Source organism: Paenibacillus sp. IHB B 3084, from assembly GCF_001447315.1.
Lineage (GTDB): Bacteria > Bacillota > Bacilli > Paenibacillales > Paenibacillaceae > Paenibacillus.
Genome location: NZ_CP013203.1, coordinates 5,269,134 through 5,292,258 on the forward strand (window position 1 = coordinate 5,269,134; position 23,125 = coordinate 5,292,258).

The 23,125-nt window shown below is 43.2% G+C and carries 15 protein-coding genes and 6 pseudogenes; 7 read left to right on the plus strand and 14 right to left on the minus strand.

Annotation, left to right across the window (positions count from 1 at the left end; translation table 11 throughout):
* The first annotated feature begins 231 nt into the window (after positions 1 to 231).
* The 3 genes and pseudogenes from ASL14_RS24650 (at position 232) to ASL14_RS24660 (ending at position 4,993) form a co-directional block, all read left to right on the plus strand.
* Positions 232 to 1,137: a LysR family transcriptional regulator gene (locus tag ASL14_RS24650; protein ID WP_134914074.1), complete on the plus strand. Its 906-nt coding sequence runs from the start codon at positions 232 to 234 to the stop codon at positions 1,135 to 1,137.
* 354 nt (positions 1,138 to 1,491) lie between these two features.
* The gene (locus tag ASL14_RS24655) at positions 1,492 to 3,654 is read left to right on the plus strand and encodes an amidase (protein WP_134914076.1); all 2,163 of its coding nucleotides are present in this window, start codon (positions 1,492 to 1,494) and stop codon (positions 3,652 to 3,654) included.
* A gap of 210 nt (positions 3,655 to 3,864) precedes the next feature.
* Positions 3,865 to 4,993: pseudogene (locus tag ASL14_RS24660) on the plus strand (LLM class flavin-dependent oxidoreductase).
* 415 nt (positions 4,994 to 5,408) lie between these two features.
* Here the strand turns inward: ASL14_RS24660 and ppsA are convergent.
* Positions 5,409 to 8,021 carry a phosphoenolpyruvate synthase gene (ppsA, locus tag ASL14_RS24665; protein ID WP_134914078.1) on the minus strand — a complete coding sequence of 871 codons (2,613 nt, stop codon included), beginning with the start codon at positions 8,019 to 8,021 and terminating at the stop codon, positions 5,409 to 5,411.
* A 303-nt stretch (positions 8,022 to 8,324) separates the two neighbouring features.
* A pseudogene (locus tag ASL14_RS24670) lies at positions 8,325 to 8,597 on the minus strand (transposase); the annotation flags it as partial.
* Here ASL14_RS24670 and ASL14_RS24675 point away from each other — a divergent pair.
* Positions 8,591 to 8,773: pseudogene (locus ASL14_RS24675) on the plus strand (substrate-binding domain-containing protein); the annotation flags it as partial. The pseudogenes ASL14_RS24670 and ASL14_RS24675 sit on opposite strands and share 7 nt — an antisense overlap.
* 22 nt (positions 8,774 to 8,795) lie before the next feature.
* Positions 8,796 to 9,046 (plus strand): annotated as a pseudogene (locus ASL14_RS24680) (PfkB family carbohydrate kinase); the annotation flags it as partial.
* A 322-nt stretch (positions 9,047 to 9,368) separates the two neighbouring features.
* Here the strand turns inward: ASL14_RS24680 and ASL14_RS24685 are convergent.
* Genes ASL14_RS24685 through ASL14_RS24695 form a run of 3 tightly spaced genes read right to left on the minus strand, consistent with a single transcriptional unit; the run spans position 9,369 to position 12,338 of the window.
* Complete coding sequence (locus tag ASL14_RS24685) at positions 9,369 to 9,599, minus strand: hypothetical protein (protein WP_134914080.1); 231 nt, start codon at positions 9,597 to 9,599, stop codon at positions 9,369 to 9,371.
* Positions 9,600 to 9,604: 5 nt separating this feature from the next.
* The gene (locus ASL14_RS24690) at positions 9,605 to 10,828 is read right to left on the minus strand and encodes a Ger(x)C family spore germination protein (protein ID WP_134914082.1); all 1,224 of its coding nucleotides are present in this window, start codon (positions 10,826 to 10,828) and stop codon (positions 9,605 to 9,607) included.
* Positions 10,815 to 12,338, minus strand: coding sequence for a spore germination protein (locus ASL14_RS24695; RefSeq protein ID WP_134914084.1), 1,524 nt, complete (start codon positions 12,336 to 12,338; stop codon positions 10,815 to 10,817). Before ASL14_RS24695 ends, ASL14_RS24690 begins: the two co-directional genes overlap by 14 nt.
* Positions 12,339 to 12,458: 120 nt before the next feature.
* Here ASL14_RS24695 and ASL14_RS24700 point away from each other — a divergent pair, with 120 nt between their 5' ends.
* Positions 12,459 to 13,628 (plus strand): GerAB/ArcD/ProY family transporter, encoded by a 1,170-nt coding sequence (locus ASL14_RS24700; RefSeq protein WP_223264124.1) that lies wholly within the window; start codon positions 12,459 to 12,461, stop codon positions 13,626 to 13,628.
* Positions 13,629 to 13,823: 195 nt separating this feature from the next.
* On the opposite strand, the gene ASL14_RS28545 is transcribed toward ASL14_RS24700, so the two are convergent.
* The 3 genes and pseudogenes from ASL14_RS28545 to ASL14_RS29710 form a co-directional block, all read right to left on the minus strand.
* Complete coding sequence (locus tag ASL14_RS28545; protein ID WP_237171659.1) at positions 13,824 to 14,237, minus strand: hypothetical protein; 414 nt, start codon at positions 14,235 to 14,237, stop codon at positions 13,824 to 13,826.
* Between the two features lie 593 nt (positions 14,238 to 14,830).
* Positions 14,831 to 15,163 (minus strand): chaperone CsaA, encoded by a 333-nt coding sequence (gene csaA / locus ASL14_RS24710; RefSeq protein WP_134914086.1) that lies wholly within the window; start codon positions 15,161 to 15,163, stop codon positions 14,831 to 14,833.
* Between the two features lie 57 nt (positions 15,164 to 15,220).
* Positions 15,221 to 16,125, minus strand: a pseudogene (locus ASL14_RS29710) (DMT family transporter).
* Positions 16,126 to 16,282: 157 nt separating this feature from the next.
* Between ASL14_RS29710 and ASL14_RS24720 the strand changes: the two are divergent.
* Positions 16,283 to 17,173 (plus strand): annotated as a pseudogene (locus ASL14_RS24720) (AraC family transcriptional regulator).
* Between the two features lie 584 nt (positions 17,174 to 17,757).
* On the opposite strand, the gene ASL14_RS28560 reads toward ASL14_RS24720, so the two are convergent.
* The 6 genes from ASL14_RS28560 to ASL14_RS24750 form a co-directional block, all read right to left on the minus strand.
* The gene (locus ASL14_RS28560) at positions 17,758 to 17,988 is read right to left on the minus strand and encodes an HAD-IA family hydrolase (RefSeq protein ID WP_237171593.1); all 231 of its coding nucleotides are present in this window, start codon (positions 17,986 to 17,988) and stop codon (positions 17,758 to 17,760) included.
* A gap of 302 nt (positions 17,989 to 18,290) precedes the next feature.
* The gene (locus tag ASL14_RS24730) at positions 18,291 to 18,761 is read right to left on the minus strand and encodes a hypothetical protein (protein ID WP_189338204.1); all 471 of its coding nucleotides are present in this window, start codon (positions 18,759 to 18,761) and stop codon (positions 18,291 to 18,293) included.
* A 571-nt stretch (positions 18,762 to 19,332) separates the two neighbouring features.
* A complete protein-coding gene (locus tag ASL14_RS24735; RefSeq protein WP_134914088.1) occupies positions 19,333 to 20,454 on the minus strand; it encodes an acyltransferase family protein in 1,122 nt (373 codons plus the stop codon).
* 79 nt (positions 20,455 to 20,533) lie between these two features.
* Positions 20,534 to 21,154, minus strand: a complete 621-nt coding sequence (locus ASL14_RS24740) for a malonate decarboxylase holo-ACP synthase (RefSeq protein WP_134914090.1) — start codon at positions 21,152 to 21,154, stop codon at positions 20,534 to 20,536.
* The gene (mdcD, locus tag ASL14_RS24745) at positions 21,148 to 22,821 is read right to left on the minus strand and encodes a biotin-independent malonate decarboxylase subunit beta (RefSeq protein ID WP_134914092.1); all 1,674 of its coding nucleotides are present in this window, start codon (positions 22,819 to 22,821) and stop codon (positions 21,148 to 21,150) included. Before mdcD ends, ASL14_RS24740 begins: the two co-directional genes overlap by 7 nt.
* Positions 22,811 to 23,110 carry a malonate decarboxylase subunit delta gene (locus ASL14_RS24750; RefSeq protein WP_134914094.1) on the minus strand — a complete coding sequence of 100 codons (300 nt, stop codon included), beginning with the start codon at positions 23,108 to 23,110 and terminating at the stop codon, positions 22,811 to 22,813. The genes mdcD and ASL14_RS24750 overlap by 11 nt, the downstream gene beginning before the upstream one ends.
* Between the last annotated feature and the right edge of the window lie 15 nt (positions 23,111 to 23,125).

Here is a 23,125-nt window from a genome sequence, read left to right on the forward strand (position 1 = left end):
ACGTTGATGAGTTGAAGCATGAAATCGGATAAGAATGAGGATTGCGCCTCTCTATAATCCTTTCCTGAACTTTTATGCCAACCAATCTGCACTCATAGATTCCTCTCTTGTAGATTAATTTACGATCAGAAGGATTCTATTGTATGATGGATCTGTTCATTAATAAAATTTAAATATTCAAAATCATTATCATTTTTATCGATAGAAATTAAACCTAAGGAGAACACCGCGATGGAAATTAGACACCTTATTACATTTCAGACGATTATCGAAATCGGAAGTTATATAGGGGCTGCATCGCAATTGGGATACACTCAGTCCACGATCACTGCCCATATGCAGTCGCTTGAAGAAGAGATTGGCGGGGAGCTTTTCACTTACGAAAGAAGGCATTTGAAACTTACTCAATTAGGGAGAGAATTAATACCTCTGGCAGAAGATCTACTGGCTACTCATGACCAGATTAGAAATATACGAAGCAACCAGGAGGTTAAAGGTGTTGTAAAGGTGGCTGCACCAGAGTCTTTAACGATTTCTAGATTAAGTCCGATTATAAGGGAATTCTCTTTGAAATATCCTCATGTCAAATTCATCCTTATCAACGGTACATGTGAACAAAACCAGGTTGACTTAATCAGTGGACGTGTAGATGTGGCTTTGATGGTCTACCCGGAAATACATCCGGAAAAATACATTCATTATTCTTTGGTTGAGGAGAACATTGTCCTGGTGTGCAGCAATGACGGCCCAGACCATTTCGATGAATATAAGCGAGAGAACACCAACCATTTTTTTATTACGAATGAAGAAGGCTGTAGTTATCGGACCATGTTTGAAAGATATCTTGTAAAGCATGATATTCATCCATTTCAAACCATGGAGTTATGGAGTATAGAGGCGATTAAACAAACCGTTATGAGTGGGCTTGGATTTTCTTTTTTGCCTTATATTACAGTTAAAGAAGACGTGGATAGAGGAAAACTTAAAATTGTAAGTCATTCCGAAAAGTTCGATCCGATATACTCCCATATGCTGATTAAAAAGAAAAAGTGGCTATCTCCAACAGTGAAAGCTTTCTCTGAACTTGTCATAAAGTCGATCCGTGAAACGGATAACGAGATCGAAAGATCAAGATGACCACCATTTGTTGGATAATTGGTATTATCTACTCGAATCATAATATTCTTTTTGCCTTTGGCTGCATGAGATGTCGTATCAGGTAATGAAATGACCATGTATTTATCTTAGCCTAGCGAATGATTTATTTAGAACAATCACTTTATCGTATCTGAGATACATATGCTGTTCTCAAAGAGGACAAAAACTTCTTGTATCGTTAGCCGAACTTCCCCGCTTTTTTTCATTACAAAAATTGACATTTCACATGAAAATAAGTAGTATAATTAGAAACAATTATACTGTAAAAGAGGCCTTTTCTCATTCCCCTCTATTCAAATTCCTGATCCTACCTATTTAAGGAGTGAAAATGCTATGTGCGCACGAACGCTAAAAGCGAATACAAGGTATGTAATCGGTAACTATTGCAAATGGATCGCAGTTGGTATGATTTTAACTTTCACGGGATGCCCGCTTGCATCCGCCGCTCCTTCACCCTCATCCTCTAGTAAAACTAGTGAACCCACGTCCTCCCTAGTTACATTTCAATTGCAAGAGGCTACGATTGCTCAAATGCAGGAAGCGATGAAGTCAGGGGCACTGTCAAGTGTCGAGCTCACCGCCCTGTACCTTAACCGGGTATATGCCTATGATTCTAGTGGCATTCGGCTGAATTCCATCCCTGTTCTGAACCCCGACGTACTAAAAGAAGCTGCTCAGGCTGATCAACTAAGGGCACAAGGTATTAAGACCGGGCCTCTGCAAGGCATCCCCTACACGGTTAAAGACAGCTACAAGGTTAAGGGACTCACTGTCGCTTCTGGATCTCCGGCTTTCAAAAACCTAATGGCAAAGGACGATGCCTTTACAGTAGAGAAGATACGCAAATCCGGTGGGGTGCTCATTGGTAAAACCAACATGCCGCCAATGGCAGCAGGGGGAATGCAAAGAGGCGTTTATGGCCGTGCTGAAAGTCCGTACAATTCAGATTATTTGGCTGCAGCCTGGTACTCTGGCTCCTCTAACGGATCTGGCGTATCAACAGCCGCCAACCTCGCTGCCTTCGGTATGGGGGAAGAAACGGTATCTTCTGGAAGATCACCAGCATCTAACAATGGTTTAATTGCCTACACGCCATCGCGGGGCCTAATCTCCATTCGGGGGAATTGGCCGCTCTTCCCTATACGGGATGTCGTTGTCCCACATACGAGGACTGTCGAGGACATGCTCCGCTTGCTTGACGTGATCGTTGTAGAAGATAAGATCACCAAGGGTGATTTCTGGCGAGAACAGAAAGCCGTTCGGCTCCCTTCTGTCAATAGTGTCCGTCCCAAATCCTATTTAGAGCTGCGAGACATTCAAGCTTTGAAAGGCAAACGCATTGGCGTTCCGAAAATCTATATCGGTAAGGACCATGAAACCACAACTCCGATCAAATTCAGACCTTCGATACAGGCATTATGGGAAAAAGCTGTAAGGGATTTAACTGCTCTTGGAGCTGAGGTTGTGGAAGTTGACTTCCCCTTGCAGGAGAACAGCGAGAAGGACCGGGCAACAGCGAAAACACCTGAGGAACGTGGTTTGATGCCGGCAAAGTGGGTTGAAAAGGAATTCGGGCTGCTTAATCCTTATGCAGCTGAGGAATTCCTTAAAAGTGTGGGCGATCCGAATTTCCCGTCATGGGCTAATATCGACCCTGCAACCGTCTTCCCGAATCCGCCCGGTTCGGTAGATGCCAAACGTGGCAGAGACCTTGGCCACTATGACGTATTCATTGAAACCATAAAGAAAGGCGTCACCCCTTACGAACAAATTCCTCAGTTTTATGAAGGGCTGCGGGGGCTTGAAAATGTACGAAAGATTGATTTTGAAGATTGGATGAAGCAAAACAACCTTGATTTTATTGCATTCCCGGCAAATTCGAATATCGGCAAAGCTGACTCCGATGTGAATGAAACATCCTATGAGGAGGCTTGGGAGAATGGCAACTATTTCTCCAATACGAATTTCATTCTACGCGAATACGGGATTCCAAGTGTATCTGTGAGTATGGGCGCTATGAAGGATACCGGTATGCCCGTTAATCTGACGATGGCAGGTGCCGCATACAGCGATAATGACCTGCTTCGTTACGCTTATTCCTATGAGCAGGCGACCAAAAACCGTCCTATTGCAGCACGCACGCCAGCGCTTGAGGATGAAACCTTTTCCTATAACCCGCAAACTGCTCTCCCACCCTCTAAACGTAAGGAAACAGGAGCCCCTGCACTTAAGTTGAATGCTTCGATCAAGGACGATGTTCTCGCTTTGGAAGGTTCAGTCACAGATCAAAGCGATATCGCACAGCTTAAAGTTTATGTCAATGGCATTCGTGCCGTTATTACAGAAGATAAAGCCAATTGGTCAGCAACGCTTCCAACTACTAAATACAAACAGGGTGGTGCCTCCCAAGCCGATACGCTGCATATTCTCGTGCTGGCCAAGGATATTTACGGAAATACCTCTGCTCAAGTCAAGTCTGTCACTTTACCCCAATGACGAAGGACATCATAGAACTCACTATAATTGCGGGTTCATTATTAATATATTCGAGAGGGTCGCATTATGATCACCGAGCGCTTGTTGCCCTGGAAAGGCGTCGATGCTGGATATTAACTCGGTTGGCTTCGCCTACTTGAGCATGCACTGATCGGAATATTTCCTAGGCGTAACATTATTTTTCTATAGAAAAAGGTTGATAGAGTTGAGTTGACTACAAATAGACAATTATGCATTGGATTATCCTTATCTGCAACTTGGATGAAAGGAGACGGTTGGCGGCGCCCAGACAGCGGTGTGGAAAAGATGGGGTCAATTGACTATTACATTGATTTGGCAAATATGGCGGAGAAGGCAAAGCTCGATTTTCTTTTCAAGGCGGATTATCTTTATGTTAGCCCGCAGATGCTGGGCGATTCCGCTAATTTTGGCAGTCCCGATCCTACAATGATTTTTGCGGCGATTGCTCGTGAAACCGAGCGGATTGGATTAGTGACAACGGTTTCCACTACTTTCAATCCGCCGTATGTGTCCAAATGAAGCCATTGTGATTGACCGCGAGTCAGGCATTTTTTCTGATAAGGATAAGGTTTCTTCAATTAATCATTCAGGTGATTTTTTCAGTGTCCAAGGACCGCTTACTTTGCCTGCCCATACATCGGGATCTATTCCTATATTTCAAGCAGGCGCGTCAGATACAGGACGAAATTTTGCCTCTTCAATAGCGGATGCTATTTTTGCGGCGATGCCAGACCTTGAATCCGGAGTGGAATTGCGAAATGATCTAAGAAAAAGAGCCAAAGAACATGGACGCCATCCGAACGCCATCAAAGTTTTGCCTGGATTATATTTTTTCTTGGCAGAAACTCGCGAGGAAGCGCATGAATTACATAAGTCAGCACATGCGCATTTGAGTATGGAGCGCAGACATGCACTGCTCAAGTCAGTGCTTGGCCTTGATTTAAGCAGCTTTGCTTTGGATCATCGCGTAACTGCCGATATGCTTCCCGATCCGAATCAGCCAGTCCGTAGCCGGACACATGCTGAACTTTTGCGCCGGTATATTATAAACCATCAGCCTACAGTGGAAGATATGTTGGCAAGGCCCGAGGTCGTCGGATCTGCTCATTGGGTTTCCGTTGGAACGGTTGAGGACGTATTGAACGATATTATTGAGCGGTTTGAGGCTGGGGCTATAGACGGATTTATAGCTCTTCCGGGCGGTTCAGAAGAATCTATGAAAATATTTTTTGAAAAACTGATACCGCAGTTGGTTGAAAGAGGCTTGTTCAGAAGCGAATATGCAGGTTCGACTCTGAGGGCACATTTGGGTATTTAACACCTGATACTGTCGAGGGACAAGAACATTAAAAGTCGCTATTTTAGCGGCCATTTTGTTTTAACGGTACAAGTTCTTGTCTCGAGTCGAGGACAAGAACTTGTACCTATCGCCGTAAAGGACAAGAGATTTAGATCGGATCGGCTATGTATAAATCATTGTGTTGTTTTGAGAATAATATTATTATGCTTCATTGAACTACATAGAATCGCAGCAAGGGAAACCGTCGATAACTCCTAAAGGCTCCTGATTATTGTTAAAGTACAGCCCCAAATTAAAATCATTTGGTTTTTTTGGGGTGCTTTGTGTCACGGGTAGATAAAAGGACGAACAGGGTAACCGCCCTTTTATCCATGACAGGTTGCATTTAATGCCGTCCATTATGATAAAGGCTCTTACTTGACGAATTCAGCCATTACAATATTTCGATATACCCTTCTGTTCCATGCACGCGAATTCGTTGCCCATCTTTTATCAGTTTGGTAGCATTCTCCACTCCGACAACTGCTGGTAAGCCATATTCACGTGCGATAACGGCTCCATGGGTCATCAGTCCACCAACTTCGGTGACCAGGCCTTTTATGGATACAAACAATGGTGTCCAGCTGGGGTCAGTAAAGGAGGTGACTAATATATCTCCAGCTTCTAGATCAGCATCGTCCATGTTTAAGATGACACGTGCTCGTCCTTCTATAAGTCCGGAAGAAACAGGTAGACCTACAATAGCTTCGGCTGGGAGATTTTCTCGTTTGTACTCACCTGCAATGATTTCACCATCAGACGTGATAACACGTGGTGGAGTTAGTTTTTCATACAATTTGTACTCGTCTTTTCGTTTGCTAATGATCTGGTAATCTAGTTTATTTGTGCGTACGACTTCGTGAAGTTCTTCAAAAGTGAGATAGTATATATCTTCTTTTTCATGAATAACGCCCGCTTGTACGAGTTGTTCGGCTTCTTTCAGTAAAGCCTGCTTATAAACAAAGTAGCGATTAACCATGCCGTATTTTGGATATTCCCGATAACCGATGAAATTTCGGATGAGGTCGATCATTCGTTTTGTTTCTTTGGCTTTTTGTTCACCATCCGGTAATTGCTTCAATTGATCTAATAACTCTTGTTCTTTTTTCAAAGCTTCCTGTCGCCCTTGCTCAAATTTCCGATGGCTAGCATTAGGCTCAAAGTTTTTGATATTACCAAGAATCATGGGGACAAGTGTAGTTGGTTTTTCGCTCCAACGAGTTCTCGAAATATCGATTTCACCGGCACATCGCATTCCGTATTTGTTGAGATAAGCATAGATAGCGTCTTGAGTTTCCTGTCCACCATCAAACTTAACCAGTTCATCCAAAAAATTATCATCTTTTACATGTTGTAAATAATCAATTATTTCCGGATAAGGACGAATCACATCTGCGACATCCAATAGCGCCAGACCCATTTCCGAAGTAATGTTGTTTGGTACAGATTGAGAAAGCGTATCTGCTGCGTTTTTTTCACCTAACCACTCGTACATTTTTTCATTGATCCATGACGAAGCATTCATAGCAGTCATAAAAACCTTTGAACTTTGTGGGTCAAATAAGATCTTCTTTAATTCCTGGAGATCTTCCAGAATAAAATCAAATAAATCTGCTCCTGATTTCGTTTGGATGTTTTGTTTTAATTCTTCTATCGATGTTTGACTGTTCTTAATCAAATCAGAAACGATTGCCGGATCGTTTTCGATTTGTGCTTGAAAACCTGCAGCCGACCTACCTTTACTGCTATTACCGGGACTCCGTTCTTTTCTATCATCTGGTAACGATTTTATAAAATCTCGCTCTATTAGGGTCATAAATGCATCTTTTATGAGCGGATCGGATTTTCCCAGGGTATTTAAGAAAGTTTCTCTGCTGACAGGTGAAGCCAGCATATGTGTAACATCAACAAACAACCTTCCACCGGCTTTACGCATGGGTGCAGGAGTTATTAACAGGTAAAAAGACAATCCCAATGGTTTTATCGGGTCAGTCATCATTTGTTGATGACCGACGGATACATAAACGTGATTTTCCTGATCATTTACTTCAGGGATCGGGTATAAAGTCGTGATTGGCCGACTCTGGACAATATAAAATGTATCATCAACCAAACACCATTCGATATCTTGCGGGTAACCAAAATAAGCTTCGATCTGTCTTCCGATGCGTGCCAGTTGCAAAATTTGTTGTTCAGTAAGTGTTTGAGTCTTTTGCTGATCAGGATCGATCTGCTTTGTCTCTGTTCCGCCTTCTTTTCGTCCGTAGATAGCTATTTTTTTGGTTGCTATCCTCTTATCGACAATTTCCCCATCCTGTACTCTATAACAATCGGCAGATACCAAGCCAGATACCAGCGCTTCTCCAAGTCCAAAACTGGCATCAATTGATAGCAGCTTTCGGTTGGAAGTAATCGGATCAGCGCTAAATAAAATCCCCGAAGCCTGTGGGAAAACCATCCTTTGAACGATAACGGACAAATAAACCTGACTGTGGTCAAATCCATTTTGCATACGGTAGATTACCGCACGGTCCGTAAATAGGGAAGCCCAACATTTGCTAATATGCTGCAAGATCGCTTCTTTGCCGATGATATTTAAATAGGTGTCTTGTTGACCGGCAAATGAGGCATGCGGCAAATCTTCAGCAGTCGCACTAGAACGCACTGCATATGCATGTTCATCGCCAAACTGGGAGAGATAGTGAGTCACTGCTTTCACAACATCGGAAGGAATTTCTACTTCCATAATGATTTGTCGAATTTTCCTGCTGATTTCACCAATTTGATCTCGATCTTCTACTTTTAGCATTGTTAGTCGATCCAACAAAGTATGATACGTTTCGTTTTGTTCGATGGCTTTTTGATATCCCACTGTTGTAACACAAAATCCTTCTGGTACTTGTATTCCTTCAATTTTTGATAATTCCCCTAAATTTAATCCTTTTCCGCCAACGAGCAAAAGCTGCGTTTTTTCCATTTCCTGAAAACCGAGAACCAAAGAACTCATTCAATATCTCTCCTAACCATTAAATTGAGAAAAAACATTTGACAAGAGTTTATCGGCATGGTACACTTAAAGTGTAAGATGTAATAATTATGTCAATTTAAAATGCAAAAGTCGTAATCTGATTATATCATCGTGTCTGTTTATATGCAATATAAAAGAACCTGATAAAACTACGAGGCCACTGAAAAACTTGTGTTTTTCTGGTGAGTAACCATAAAGGACAAAACAAAAGACGACCCTTATCCAGATATTTGGATAAAAGGTCGTTTTTTGCTGTTCCAGAAGGTCTATGGATCCGTTATTTTATTTCATCAGTTTCAATATTCTCTTTAGGTTTACAGTGAAAATGGCCATGGCACCTTGTAACTCCATGCCAACTAGACCCGAGGAAGACGCTACGTTATACCCGTCACTGTGTTTAAGCTCGCTGTTCTTTGCTTCGATTTTGTAGCGTTCTTTGGCTTTCTCCTTGAAGTACTCGCTTTCTTGAAATGCCATTTGTTCGGTATGCTCGGCAGATTTAATACTCACGGAATAGGTTTTGCTTTTTGCTCCTTCTTTGTAGCACTGATGCTTCGGAATCCCGGGTTGTCGAGCCCCATCTTACAACCGTGCATATTTACAGTAGTCAGATGGGTATTATTGCAGCCGAAATGTTATTGTCCAGAATCAAAGACAATACCATGCCATACCGAGTGACCCATGTTGCAACGGATATCGTATACCGGGACTCGACGCCCGTTCTAAACTAAATCTGCCAAGAGGTGAATCAAAGTGAAAAATGTCGGAACGGTTCTTTGTGTGGGCGAGCTGCTCATTGATTTTTTTGCACGGATATTGATGTTAATCTTGCCAAGGGTCAGCATTTCTCCAAGCAGGCCGGCGGCGCTCCAGCGAATGTAAGCGCAGCCGTAGCCAAGCTCGGAGGAAAAGCGTCATTCTTGGGGAAAGTCGGAGCCGATCCCTTCGGTATGTACCTGAAGCAAACGTTGGATGAGCAGCATGTGGATACGTCCATGCTCCTTTTTATGATAGAGTTGCAAATTTCTTCGATTCGGCGAAAAATTTCGCTTGAAGTTTCTGTGTCCATAGGATCATTCATCCAAGCCTTGTGAAAACAAATTCTTTAACGAATTCACTTTTAAAGAAATGATGAATCATCTATACAATTAAACCTGCACGTTTAGCAATGAATTCAATCTTCGCACAGCTGTTGCCTTTCCAAACTCTTCCTTCTCCGCATCGAGTATTTCACCCAATTTTCATAGAGTTTCAACTCAGAAGCAACTCGGGAAATCTTCTCTCAATTACAGTATTCATTATAAACGGCTGTGATTCCCTTACAACCTAATAAAACCAGGATGTAAACAGATTGTTAACCGGTTTATAGATCATCATGACCAGAAACAATGGGCTCGGCACATTGATCTTGTACAAGGAGCAGACCACCACACCAATGCCCGTGATCCAGAACAAGCCCCAGACCAGAAGGTCGCGGCGCCTGCTTCCTCGTGTCAGCAAAGGCACATCGATGACCGCACAAACCGCCGCTGTTGCCAGAAAAAGCAGTAACACCATTGCGCTCACTCCTTGATATCTTCAATAAAAGATTTGTCTGTAATGCCAATTCGGTTAATCGACACGCTGGCTTGGTAATGGATAGGTAGCGATTTTAGGTAATTGTCCCCTTTTTCCTGTTGTAGCCTAGCCCAAGCTTGGGGGTTGGCACGGTAGATCAACTGTCCAAAGCCCATAATATCAACATTATAGCGCTCACTAATTTGCTTAACTGCAGTTTTCATCCGCAAGATAATTCGTTCTTCCGATTTCCTTTCCAGCTCTGTAATCACGCGCTCTGCCTCCAGATTATCTTTGCTCATTACCTCTTCCACATTACACAAGGCCTTTACATGGATGTAAATATGGGGTTCGCCGTCAATCATCTTGACTTTACGTTTGGTCTCTGTATGTAGTGCTTCAATGACGATGGGCCGTCCGTCGTCTCCTGTTACAGGACCTGAGCTTTTGACAACGTTATTGGTGATATAATTGTAGCCGATCGTCTCGTTATCGCTTAACCACCCGATCATCTTATCCTTCCGAAATACGGCTACATTACTGTAATGTAATCTGGCTGTGGGCGAGCTATCTTCCACATTGCCCTTATTTTCGCCCTCACTAACACTGCCGGACATCTTCACTCCGGTCAACACCGGGTTAATCCCCTCGTACAGCAAATCTTCAATAAATTTGTTCAAAGAAACAGCGACTGTTTTTGCTGATGACTTATATGATTTGTCCAGGGAATTATACAATTTACTTGCCGGCAATCTCTCTAGCGGGGTAAGGACCTTCAGGACATCTTCGGCAGTGGTGTCTTTGGCGACCATAGCGTAGAAGTCATTACGCGGCTCTCGGCTCCGCTTCAGCATATCAAGTGCCTCGCCAATTCCGGCCCGGGCAAGCTCCTCTCCGATCACCAGTATACGTATATGTCCATAGTAGCCAGCTCTCGCACTCTCGAGACTGTACTTGCGCTGGGCTTCATAAATCGTGGGGACCGTGAAGGTAGATACAATCACCGGCACCCCGGGCCCTCCCGTCCCTCCTGCCGCCTGCGAGGCAATTGCTGAAGGAATAACTACCTGCAGTGTAACCTTATAGCCAGATTCAGCCTTATCTAGCCCCATTCCCAGCACAAAGGCCATTTCATTTAACTCCTGTCTTTCCCAGCACCCGCTGAGCAGCATAGGGACCAAAAGGGCAAGCAGCAGTCGCGGAACAGTTTTACGTTTATTTAGGCTCATCTGCCGACTCCTTTCGCCTGTTTGTGCTTTGACGGTCAAGGTTTTGAATCATACTATCTGCTGGCCTTGTCTTTAAAAGCGGCCAAGGAAAACGGAAGATGGAATCCTTCAGATCATTTGAACGGTATGGCCCGATCGGGCTCATATAGGGCATGCCGAAAGAACGCAGACCCGCTAAATGCAGCACAATCAAAAAGACACCGAATAGTATTCCGTATAGTCCAATAAAGCCAGCTAGCCCGATAAGAACAAAGCGAATGATTCTTGCAGCGATCGACATGCCTGTCTCTGGTATGACAAAACTGGATATGGCCGTAATAGATACAATGATAACCATTGCTGATGAGATAAAGCCCGCTGCAACCGCCGCCTGGCCTATTACAAGTGTTCCAACAATGGATATCGCCTGTCCTATATTTTTCGGAATCCTCACTCCCGCCTCCCGCAGAATCTCATACGTTAATTCCATGAGCATCGCCTCCACAAATGCGGGAAAAGGAACGTTTTCCCTCTGTGCAGCAAGGCTAATAACCAGATTGGTAGGGATCATCTCCTGATGATAAGTCGTAACCGCCACATAAAAAGAAGGGGCAAGCAACGTAATGAAAAAGGAAAGAAAACGGATAAACCGCAGCAAGGTGGCAATATCGGCCCGCTGATAATAATCTTCGGCAGATTGAAAAAAGGCGACAAAAAAGGTAGGCACCAACAGGACAAATGGTGTTCCATCCACAAGAATCGCCACTTTGCCTTCTAGGATTCCCGCTGCGATGGTATCCGGCCGGTCGCTGTTATAGATCGTGGGGAACGGCGTAGCAGCCGTATCTTGAATAAACTCCTCAATATATCCGCTCTCCAGGATACTGTCCGTATCTATTTTGGCCAATCTGCGCTTCACCTCCTGCACCAGGTCAGGATTTGCGATGTTGGCGAGATACATAATGGATACACTGGTTTGAGTCACCTTACCAATTTGGAAGGTTTCTAGCCATAGCTGGCTATCTTTAATTTTCCTCCGGATCAGCGCCGTGTTTGTCCGCATATTTTCCGTGAACCCTTCCATCGGCCCACGTACAACTGATTGTGAGCTTGGTTCGCTTACATTGCGGTCCTCCCATCCAGGCAGTCCGATCCGTAGGGCGCTGGATGTTCCGTCAACCAGCACCATGATATTACCGGATAACAGCTCATGAACAAATTGCCCAAGGTCACGGGTGACAGACAGATCCCCCGCAATCAGCATACGTTTTTGCAAAAGTTCAATCTTCTGATTGGCATCAAGATCTCTCATCTGATCAGGGGTACAGCGTTCCTGAAGCGAAAATAATATGGAGTTATGCAGAACCTGTGTATCCACTAGACCATCAATATAAAGCAAAGCGATATGCGTAGACTCATCCAATTCCAGCTTTTTAGTTATAAAGTCCGTGCTTGTCCCGAGCAGTTGAACCAACTGCACCAAATTGTCCTCCAAGCGGTGTGATAATGTGCCAGTAATTGTATCCTTCATGTCACAACCTCCGCATTCCGTGAGCAAACTAAAAATAGTATGACAGAAGAAGTTGATAATTATCCCCTTACCATTCCTTTTCGACTATCAATTATAATTATGTTATAAAATCACATACTAATGGAAATGACAAAAGAAAACTTGAGGGGCAGTTTGCAGCAGATTTGGAGGAATCTCATGAATCTTGAAAAAGACCGGATCAGTACGGCTCAAATGATAATGCTTGGGTTTTTCTCGCTCATCGGGGAAATGGCACTTGTTTATCCTGCGGCAATGACAACAGGAGCCCACGAGGACGCGTGGATTGCCGCCTTGATTAGTATTCCACTAGGACTTGCATGCGTAAAGCTGATGGTATCTACATCAAATATTGATCCAACTAAAACGATTATTGAGCTTTCATTACAAATATTAGGAAAATGGGTGGGTGGAGCTGTAGCGTTGAGTTATTTATTCTTTTTCCTGATCGCAGCCTCCACCTATGTCAGAGAAATGGAAGATTTCATGTGCACACAGATTTACGAAGGGACACCCGGCGGGGTCATTCGCTTCATGGCGATTTTTCTACTGGTGTATGGCTTGCGGCTGGGTCTTGAAACGCTGGGCAGAGCAGCCCAGATTTTTTTTCCTTTCTTTGCGTTTTTTCTGATTTGCCTAATCGTTCTCCTGTTCCCCGATGTCCAGATAGAGCGTATCTATCCTATTTTGAATACACCGTTCCCTGACATGCTACACACCATTATGTTCGGCGTATTTTATCCCTTTGGAGAAATGTGCGTGTTCTTCATGGTGTATCCCTATGTCCAAAAACAAAGCAATACGAGCCGCAATATATTCATCTCCCTGTTGATCGGGGCTGTTGGACTCAACCTCATTTTGTTTCTCTCCCTAACAGTACTCGGGGCATATTTCTCAGAACACGAATTTTACGCTGCCTATATTCTTGCCCAGAGAATCAACATTGCTAATTTTCTGCAGCGGATTGAGGCTTTAATGGCCACCACGTGGATCATTAGCACGTATTTCAAAACAGCGCTTTTCTTTTACGCATTTGTTTTGGGGACAGCTCAGCTACTAAAGCTAAAATCCTACCGACCATTGATCTTTCCAGTGGCGTTTCTGATTTACGGACTGTCGCATCTGATTGCAAAAAATATTATTTTCTACGTCAAGGAGATCCCAACCTACTGGGTAGATTGGGATCTCACCCATGCCTTCGCTTTCCCTCTAATTCTGCTCGTTGTTTATCATATCAGGAAACGTATCAGTCACAACAACCAGCTAACGTAACCCTCGGGGCAAAGAAGAAATGCCGTTAAAACAAAGCAGGTCTTAAGAAATTTCAACGAAAAATGAGGAAGACAACTGAAAATAATCCTTCATTGGCATGAAGGATTATGGATAATTGTAGGAATTAAATGTGGTAGGGTTGGTCTTTATTAAGGATGGCGTAAACGTGATGGAGTAGCTTGTTGGCGCAAGCAATCACAACCACCTTGTAGGCTTGCCCTCTTTTCTTTTCATATCATAATCCACTTCCGGTAATGTCGCGGAAATTTCCTCCATGGTTTCTTCCAGCCTACTTAATTGCTTCTGGAACTCAAGTAGGAGGGATACCATCCCCACAAGGGCCATGCTTTGCGTTATGCTCCTTTTATTATTGGCCCATTCAAGTAATGCTTGTCTCAACTGATTTGCCTTCTCTCCTACCCCATCTTTCGAATGAGACTTCCCGGTTTGTTCCTGAATGATAGATTCTACCTTTTCAAACTCGTCGTTCAGACAACTCTGCAGCACTCTAAGTGCAGTAGCTGAGAAGAGATTACTGAACACCTTCTCAAACGCGGGAAATACCTGATCCAGTAAAGCTCTCGAGTTTAGCTTTGCCTGAACATACATCGAGGTTATAAACTCATGTTGTCTCGTCACATGCTGTAGCTCGGTGTACAACTCGTCCCATGTACGATGTGGCGTTACATCACCCCGAGAGTACCTTCAATTCATCAAGCAATTCTCCCAATCGTTCAAAACCGCTCTCCTCGTGCGTAACTCTCCAATATTCCGTAAGGTTCATTCCTTCCTAGAAAAGCCTGAACGACGCTGGCTCCTTTAGCCACATCTAATCCTACAACCGGCTCCATAACACACTCCCTAATTTTAAAGTTGCCGTCACTCCCACGATGGTTCCAAACCCATAGCTTCGCTTGTGATACGAGATCCCTGTCTCAACCAGCTCAAACATGGTCATTGGGGGCAGTGAGAGAACTGTTTTCACGACGGGGTTGACCCCAATAAATTCCACGTTCTCTCGGCTACCGCCATCATATGACGCCTAAGAAAAAAGGCCAACCAGAAATCTCTGGTTGACCTAATAATACGAAATAAAGTCCTAGACTGCCGCTGTTTTATTGAACTATCGTTTCTCTTAGTTTCAATGCCTTGCCTTTGGTGAAGTTGTATATTTTTACGCTAATTAAAACAGGAACGATGTATCACCCAATTGGTGTTCCATCAGGTAGTTTAATATCTGGTTTCAATAGAACCACATCTCCCTTTTCGGGTATTCCTCCAAGGACTAATACCTCTGAATTAAAGCCTGCTATCCGTCGAGGAGGAAAGTTGACTACACCTATTATTTGTTTGCCTATAATATCTTCAGCCACATATCTTTTTGTAATTTGTGCACTCGAAGTTTTTATTCCGATATCTTGTCCAAAATCAATTTCAAGTTTAATAGCAGGTACTTTTGCTTCTGCAAAAAACTCAGCTTTAATTATTGTTCCAACACGAATATCGAGTTTCAAAAAATCATCAATCGTTGCCATTTAAACATTCTCCTCATCTATTGTTATCTTAAATTTCGCGAATAATCAGTTACAATGTTAATATTTTGCAACTGTAGTATACTTTAAAGATTTTGCCCAAAAATACATCCCCATACCGAATAAAGTCATGATTCCACCTATGAATTGAAATGCAGAAATTATTTCTCCCAAGAATAAGTAGGCGAGAATTATGGCAAGAACAGGCTCTCCAATAATACCAACTGAGACAGTAGTTGCACCCATTGATTTCAACAACAGATTAAAAATATATTGTCCAAAAATAGTTGGGATTACTGCAAGTAACAAGAAATACATCCAATCCGACGAGTCATATTCAATCAAGGAATAATTATTCAACAAATTGTAGACCAGCATGACGCTGCCACCAATAAAAAAAACAATAACACTATATAAATTTGCATTTATTTTGTGGCTTACTTTCTGTCCTGCCAACATATATGCTGAAACCAAGATTGTTCCTAATAAAGATAATCCATCTCCTATTAATGCCTCTCTCGAAATCCCTATGTCTCCCCAAGCTATAATGATTGAACCAACAAGAGCGGCGATCAAACAAAGAATGGTCAATATGTTTGCTCGTTCTCTGAACATAAAGTATGAACCATCATTACAAATAAAGGCTGTAAGGATAAGATGACCATAGAGCTCGCAACTGAGGTATATACTAAAGATTCCATCCAGAATAAGAAATGTAACCCGAGAAAAAGACCAGCTATGAAAACGGTACTCCAATCTTTTTTGTTCATTTCTAAGGAACGGAACATTTTCCAAGGTACAAAAGGAAGCATTATGAGTACTGACATATACAATCTGTACATCCCAGCCACAGAGGTTGGAGTATCTGAGGATTTTATCATGATGGATGAGATGGAAACAGACAGTATGCTGATTAAAAGTAAAATATACGGATGAAACGGTAACGACGATTGATTTATTTTCACATGTACGCCTCCAAGATGTCTTATCCAATCGCCTGTGCACAGGATTGTAATGATAAGCCGAAGATCTGGTATAATAATATCACCACTTTTATTTTATTTGTGTAACTATATCTTTAATTTATATAGAAATATCGTCATCAGAAAGGACCTCGCTAAAATGGAAAAACAATTGCACGAGACCATTCTATATCCCGATGTTTCATTTCCATACATTATGTACACCCATACTATTCATGCAAGTAATCCTGAAGGTAGAGGATTCAACGATTTACATTGGCATGAGGAACTACAAATCACTTTGGTTACCAAAGGAAAGCTAGTGATACAAGTTAACGGGATTGATCATGAATTAGAACAGGTCAGGCCATTTTAATTAATAAAGGTGTTCTTCACGTTACTACACACCTTACACATAACGGTCAATATGTCAGTTTTAATTTCCCTGAGAAGCTGCTGGCCTTTTATGCAGATAGTGCGATGGAAAAAACTATGTACTGCCTTATACAAACTCTCTCTTATTGTCATTAGTAATCAAAGGAGATGTTGAATGGCAAATTCAAATACTGCAAATGCTTTGGGATATGAAACAGAAATTTGATATGAAAAAAAATGGGGCTGGGAATATGAGGTTTCCATCAAAACGGCACAATTATGGTTAGTCTTAATATCTAATATTTCGCTTTCTTCTGAGGAAGCACCTAAATACATGAAATTGCAACAAGAGAGGCTTCAATTGATGCTCAGCTTTATCCATCAAAACTACTCAAACAATATAACACTGCAAGAAATTGCTGATGTAGTACATCTGAGTGTGTCAGAGTGCAATCGTGGTTTTAAGAGAACCATTCATATGACACCTTACGACTACTTAATTAAGTACCGTATCAAGAAAAGCAGCGAGTTATTAATTTCAACAGATTCTACAATAACTGAAATAGCCTACAGAGTGGGGTTCAATCATGTAAATCACTTCATTCAGTCTTTTAAGAAACATCATAAAAAAACACCTAATGAATTCCGGAAATTTAGAAATGAATTCATTAATTAAGGAATGAGGCAGCCGATGGAATGTTGGCACTTCGTTCAAAAAGGCAGCCGGTTTAACTGACCGGCCGCCTTCTCTAAAACCTCACCCTTAGTTTTCTATAACAAGCTCTACCCTCGTTAAACTATCCTGTCCGTTCGTATTATGAGGTAACCATTTCATTCTGGTTGATCCTTTTTGCATTTGCTTTGAGGATTAAGTACAGTTAAATTGCAGGTGAAGATCGGCTCTTCTTTATCCAGTCTTGTCTGGACATTTACGGCCGTTCTGTGTTCGCTTACCATATTGGCTTGCGATGTGAGGAGCAAAGACGTCATTCGCACGCTTCAAATGGCCTTTTTTAAGCGACACGGGCTATTTTTAACCTGTGATTTGCTCTAACAATGGCCCTCAGTTTATTTCTCATGGGTTTGAAACTGCCTGTGAAATCTTCTGGTAATACCTTCATAAGCTCCGCTTCTTTTATTATTCGCAAATTTGCAACAGTTCTCTAAATGAATTCATGCGATAAGTCGCCAGATCATACTGTGCAGCGTCTCCAATCGCAGCTGAATCCATTTTGGCGTTAACAGCAGCCTTGATGCCAGCTATGCGTCTTCAACTACCAGACAATCCTTCTCGGAAACACCAATATATTGAGCAGCTTTAATAAACACTTCAGGATCTGGTTTGGAATTAGCAATGTTGCTGCCATCCGACACAGCATCAAAGAAGTCGCCCAAGCCAATTCGTTCCAAAATATACCGTGCATTTTGACTTGACGAGTCGATAGCCAGCTTCAGACCCTGTTCTCTCAGTTGAAGTAAAGTCTCTCTCACTTCATCGCTTAAATCAGCAGGAGACATTTCTGTAAGAAGCGTTTTGTAATAAGCATTTTTTATCTTCGGCTATTGCCAATTTCTCCTCTTCCTTCAACTCCCGGGGATGGTTCTCCAGGATTATATTCAGACTCTCCATGCGGCTCACCCCACGAAGACGATTGTTAACTGCTTCGTCAAAATTAATTCCGAGGGAATCGGCAACTTTTTTTCAGGCTTGATAATGGTAGTCATCTGTAAAACAAATTACTCCGTCCAAATCAAAAATGACAGCTTTATACTTCATGCCTCTTCTCCCCTTCTTATAATTTAGTATCCCAGTAAGAACAAAAGGGATCAATGGGATTTTTACCTTTGAATTCGCTTTTTCCTACCAATTTTTCTACAATCAGCTTAGGATTATATTCATTTGCCGTATAAGCATTGATGTAGGTTTTGATCATAGGAACATCCTGCAAATGATATGGATTGGCAACCGAAACAAAGATTGTAGGAATCTCGTGAACAAACCACGGAGTGTCCAGCCCCATAGGAGGCAGCCAGTTTATTCTTACAGTCGTCTGGTTGCTTGCAGTTTTAATATTGGCAAAGTAAATAACCAGATCGTACTGTTTTCTAATATCGGCGATCGGTCTCTTTCTGAATAAATCACTATGGATGTCGGCATCGAATTTATCTACTTGGAATCCTTCATCTTGCAAGGTTTGTATAAATAAATTACTAACCGGAGGTTTACCGCTGGCACTTACGATATCTCCAAGAACAAAAACCATAATTTTTTTATATTTTTCCTTGTCAATAGGAAAAATATGTTGCGTATCTTTGACGAGTGTTATGGATTGATCCGATAATTCTATCTATTCCTCCTTGTTAAAAATCATTTGAGAATTATCATTCTAATATGCCTATAAGAGCTCCACGGCAAGATCTCACACCACTTCTCATAACTCTTGGCTTCTTATGGGAGAATGTGAAGCTGAACACTGTTCAGATTGTTGCGAAGATTGCTCTTGAGCTGATTGCTGCTGATGGGTCTTCTTCATTCATTGGATCATTGATCAACAAACAGATTTCTATGGAATTATACTTCCTGAAAAATATTCATACACAATTGTTAAAAATATAAAATTCTCTCGACCGAGCCTGAACCAGGGTCCGCGAAAGTGTATGTTCGTTCCGTATGAACACATTCAATATGAAATGGGAGGAACACAAAAAAGGTATCTCTTCAATCATCGAGATACCCTTTATGGTTGCCGTCTTATATATCAATAACTTAGATACACCCAAATTATAGCGTCATATACACGATGTTACGTGAATTATTTGTATTAAGCACCTATCTTAGTGATTAATGCTGTGTGCTCCTTTTTGTTTTAAGAATAACCGCTCACCCCATACCTTTAGCTGCGCAAAAGCATAAACGACGCCGAACGAGCATGCTAAAGTCGAAAGATAAACCAAGAGCAGCGCCACGAAGAAAGGAAGCTGGCCTATCAAATTACCGAACAAGCGCAGCACGATGACCAGAATGAACACGTTCGCTGTAAAGGCCCGATACGCGTAAGTAGAGAGCCATTTATAGTATGGAAGTGAACGGGAATTCAGGTTGATCAAATGTCTGGCCAGCATGTATATCAGGAAGATCACTAACAGACTGTACAAGGTCATGGACGGCTTCAGATAAATCAGATTTCCGAAGGACATATCCTCAAATCCAAAACTGAAAAACTCGCGATTTGTCCAAATGAGAATAAGCAGCATTACCGGAATGAGTATGAACTGAATCCGGCGAATCACTCCGTCAAACTGTTCCTTATATACCCAAGCGATTCCACCTAGTAAAGCATAAATAAAATAACTGACGAAAAAGCGGTCAAGGTAACGCAGACTAATCGCATATGCTCCTTGGAATACGAAGGTATCGTACATCCATAGCCACGCTCCGAAGATCACGAAGCTCACAATAAGCAGCGGAATAACCCGCTTAGGCTTAGCCAGGTATTTGTAGCAGATGAAAATAAGGACCGGCATCAGCAATTGAAATTGCAGCATCATCACGGTGTACCAATACTGTGATGATGCATTACCGAGCACAAATGACTCGATGAGCGTCCAGAATGATGTAACGTGCTGATTAGCCTGAATTTCGGGGAAGAAGATTAAGCCAGCCGATGCCCACAGTAAATAAGGAATCACGAGCTCACCGAATTTTTCCTTATAAAAATGGGATACCTTAGTATGCTGATTATTTTTCACCATCCCATATACGATGGCAAAAATAAAGACTGGTGCAGTATACTTCACTATATTGAAAATAACGCCTAATAAGGCTAGATCATCATTAGTGTGTGCATACTTCAGAAACATTCCCAGAACGCTTTGCAAGACCGCTCCGCTGACGGCAAACACCTTTAAGATATCGCTCTCATTAATATTAATATTCCGCTCTTCAGTGTTTTCCATAATACGCACTTCCCCTTTGACAGCTTGCCTGAAGCCAAATGGTCGTGCATTCCTCCCTTTTGCCGTTGATTATAGCTCCTCATTGCCAAGGATTACGGACGAGCTTGGGGCCCGAAGAAGTTCGCAGCACCACAGTGCTGGCCCGTCTCTCAATAATTTCGTGCAGGACGTAGGCACCGTCTCTTGTCTCCAATTGAATATCAATTCGAACATCCAGATGCTCCAACTTGTGCACAAGTCTTTCAGCTGCAGCATAATCAATAACCTCCGAGCCATCTATAACAAGGTCAAGATCACTCGTTTCCTTCACAGTGTGGTCTTGCGTCACTATTTCGAACCCCGCACTTCCCACTGGTCCCCAGCGCCAATCCAGCATGATTTCCGCTAATAAATCCATCACCTGCAGGACAGGCTGTTGCCGTCTTGTTGTAAATAAAGAGTTCCACATCTGACGCTCCGCTATCGCATAAGGAGACACGAGCTGGCATACGCCCTCCGGGTCAAGGAAGGCAGCTTCCCGTTGATTCCGCTCTGGCCCACGTATTCCGACGGGAATCCAACCATTCGCTAACAGTTCAGCCCTACGAACGACTACAAAGGGGGCCCGCCTCAGCGAGGCGGTTACCCACTCCTTGTCTTCGTAGAAGGAGAGATATTTCAAATTGGACACTTCAATCAGATCATGTGGCCGAATTACCATTGCTCCAAAAGCGCTTTTCGAACGTTCCGAGTTGCCGTACGTCCACCTGCCAGAGCTTCCTTGGTCTGTAAGCGGAAGCTAAGGTCACGAGGCGCTCCTTTCGTACTCTCAATGGCCTCGAAAATGGTCCGTTCCACAATGGCTACATCACTGTTCTGTGGATCGTCCGCATGGATCCCGCTCAGCAGCTGATATAGTGCTCCCAGAGTACTGTAGCTGCGCACATCGTAGGCCATGGCTGGGACTTTCTTGGTAGCTTCATCCAGCTCTGCAATCGTCCGCTTGGTGATTCGGGCAGCAGAAGCCTTGGACATGGCCTGGATGTTGACCTTGCTGTCATCCAGTGCGATCAAGCGATTCGATTGCAATCCATGTGCAAGGAACCCTCCAGAAATCGCGTTGCCAACGATTACACCGATGACTGGATGTCCTTCTAATCTAGCGGTTGCATAAGCGTCTGCGCTTGCTGCGAGAGCAAGACTAATACCGATCAATTCCTCCTTATAGCCATAGGCTTGACTCGGTACGTCGATGATAGCGATGATCGGACGTTTGATGGCTTGATGCTCATCCTGACGAATAGCGTCTCTGACGATTTGGGCCACTGTCCAAGCTTCGCGCATACCGACCTCGCCATTTCTGACACGCGGAAAACGGTTAGAGGCATCTGGAACAATCGCAATATATCTACACAATTGTCCATTCTTCTCCACATCAGTCGCTAGCACAGAAGGAACATCACTGATGGGGTGATTTATGCCCGTCAAATGTGAGAACCAGTAGTAACCTCTGCTATCCGAAGCGTCAGATGTACCTTCTCTTGCCAGCGGAACAGGCTGCTGTACTGGCTGGATCTGCTTGTAAAATTCACGATAGCGCTCAGGTGTCCAAAACTCTGTAGGATCAAGGTCGCTTAGCAGGGTCAGATAGAAATCGATTTGTTCGGTTCTAGCAGGCTTCGCAGGTGCCTTAAGTGCGTTATCAATCGCTTCGATAACTGCATCCGTCGTATCTTCCACCACTTCGTCAATCAATCCGGTATGGAAGCGCTGGTTGGCTCCGATTGTGTTCCAAATCAAGGCCTTATCGCTGGAATCGAACTCCATGACCCCTGCTTCCTGTTCGATTACCTCCGGCCCATTGAGGCCAAGACGCGCCTTCTTCGTAGCAAGCAAAGTGGTGAACAACTCAGCAGTAATGGACATTCCCCCGAATGCCCCTACGCGGCCTGGGATCAGCCCGATAACCGGAACGTATTTACGCAGACCGACGATCTGTGTCGCAATCTCCGAAATCGACAACAACCCATAGTTCGCTTCCTGTAGCCGAACACCCCCTGTATCGAAGATCATGATGGGATATAGTTTGTTTCCGCTCTTATTCGCCTCCAGTGCTAGTTCGAGCGCTCCGGAAATTTTGGCCCCGCTGACTTCTCCAATGCCCCCTCCTTGAAAAGCGCCTTCCATCGAAATGATCAAGACTTTCTGCTTGCGTATTTCGCCAAAAGCCAGAATGATTCCGTCATCGCTCTGAGGAACAATACCTTGCGGTTCAAGGTGCGGGGATTGGATTTTGTCTAACGGCCCAAGCAACTCCCTGAAAGTCCCCTCGTCCAGTAGCGCCCTGGCTCTCTCGCGTCCATTCAGCTCCACAAAACTATTCTGCATAGTCAAGCACCTCCAGCACTTGCGTAAATCTAAGCATTACTACCCCCGGAGTGGCTCCGAAGTCATGAACCGTAATATTGGCAGTAATCGGATAACGAGTAAAAAAACGTGTCAGCACATTTTCCCATACTTGTCCAAACCCTTCACTGCCTGTTAAAATGCTGATGTTGGTGGTCTGGCCCTCCACAGGCTCTACAATAATCTCCAAATCCCCCGAACCGACGACACCGACATGTGCCGGCTTACGGATGGGCTTCGTCGTTTGATATTGAAACTGTAATTTTTCCATCCTTCAGGAACACCT

Coding starts and splice junctions, on each gene's coding strand:
- ASL14_RS24735 (WP_134914088.1), bottom strand. CDS start 20,454: ATGGAAAACACTGAAGAGCGGAATATTAATATTAATGAGAGCGATATC.
- ASL14_RS28545 (WP_237171659.1), bottom strand. CDS start 14,237: ATGTATGTTCAGGCAAAGCTAAACTCGAGAGCTTTACTGGATCAGGTA.
- ASL14_RS24740 (WP_134914090.1), bottom strand. CDS start 21,154: ATGGTAATTCGGCCACATGATCTGATTGAAGTGTCCAATTTGAAATAT.
- ASL14_RS24695 (WP_134914084.1), bottom strand. CDS start 12,338: ATGAAGGATACAATTACTGGCACATTATCACACCGCTTGGAGGACAAT.
- ASL14_RS24730 (WP_189338204.1), bottom strand. CDS start 18,761: ATGGTTTTTGTTCTTGGAGATATCGTAAGTGCCAGCGGTAAACCTCCG.
- ASL14_RS24690 (WP_134914082.1), bottom strand. CDS start 10,828: ATGAGCCTAAATAAACGTAAAACTGTTCCGCGACTGCTGCTTGCCCTT.
- ASL14_RS24750 (WP_134914094.1), bottom strand. CDS start 23,110: ATGGAAAAATTACAGTTTCAATATCAAACGACGAAGCCCATCCGTAAG.
- csaA (WP_134914086.1), bottom strand. CDS start 15,163: ATGGCAACGATTGATGATTTTTTGAAACTCGATATTCGTGTTGGAACA.
- mdcD (WP_134914092.1), bottom strand. CDS start 22,821: ATGCAGAATAGTTTTGTGGAGCTGAATGGACGCGAGAGAGCCAGGGCG.
- ASL14_RS24700 (WP_223264124.1), top strand. CDS start 12,459: ATGGAAATGACAAAAGAAAACTTGAGGGGCAGTTTGCAGCAGATTTGG.
- ASL14_RS24650 (WP_134914074.1), top strand. CDS start 232: ATGGAAATTAGACACCTTATTACATTTCAGACGATTATCGAAATCGGA.
- ppsA (WP_134914078.1), bottom strand. CDS start 8,021: ATGAGTTCTTTGGTTCTCGGTTTTCAGGAAATGGAAAAAACGCAGCTT.
- ASL14_RS24685 (WP_134914080.1), bottom strand. CDS start 9,599: ATGGTGTTACTGCTTTTTCTGGCAACAGCGGCGGTTTGTGCGGTCATC.
- ASL14_RS24655 (WP_134914076.1), top strand. CDS start 1,492: ATGTGCGCACGAACGCTAAAAGCGAATACAAGGTATGTAATCGGTAAC.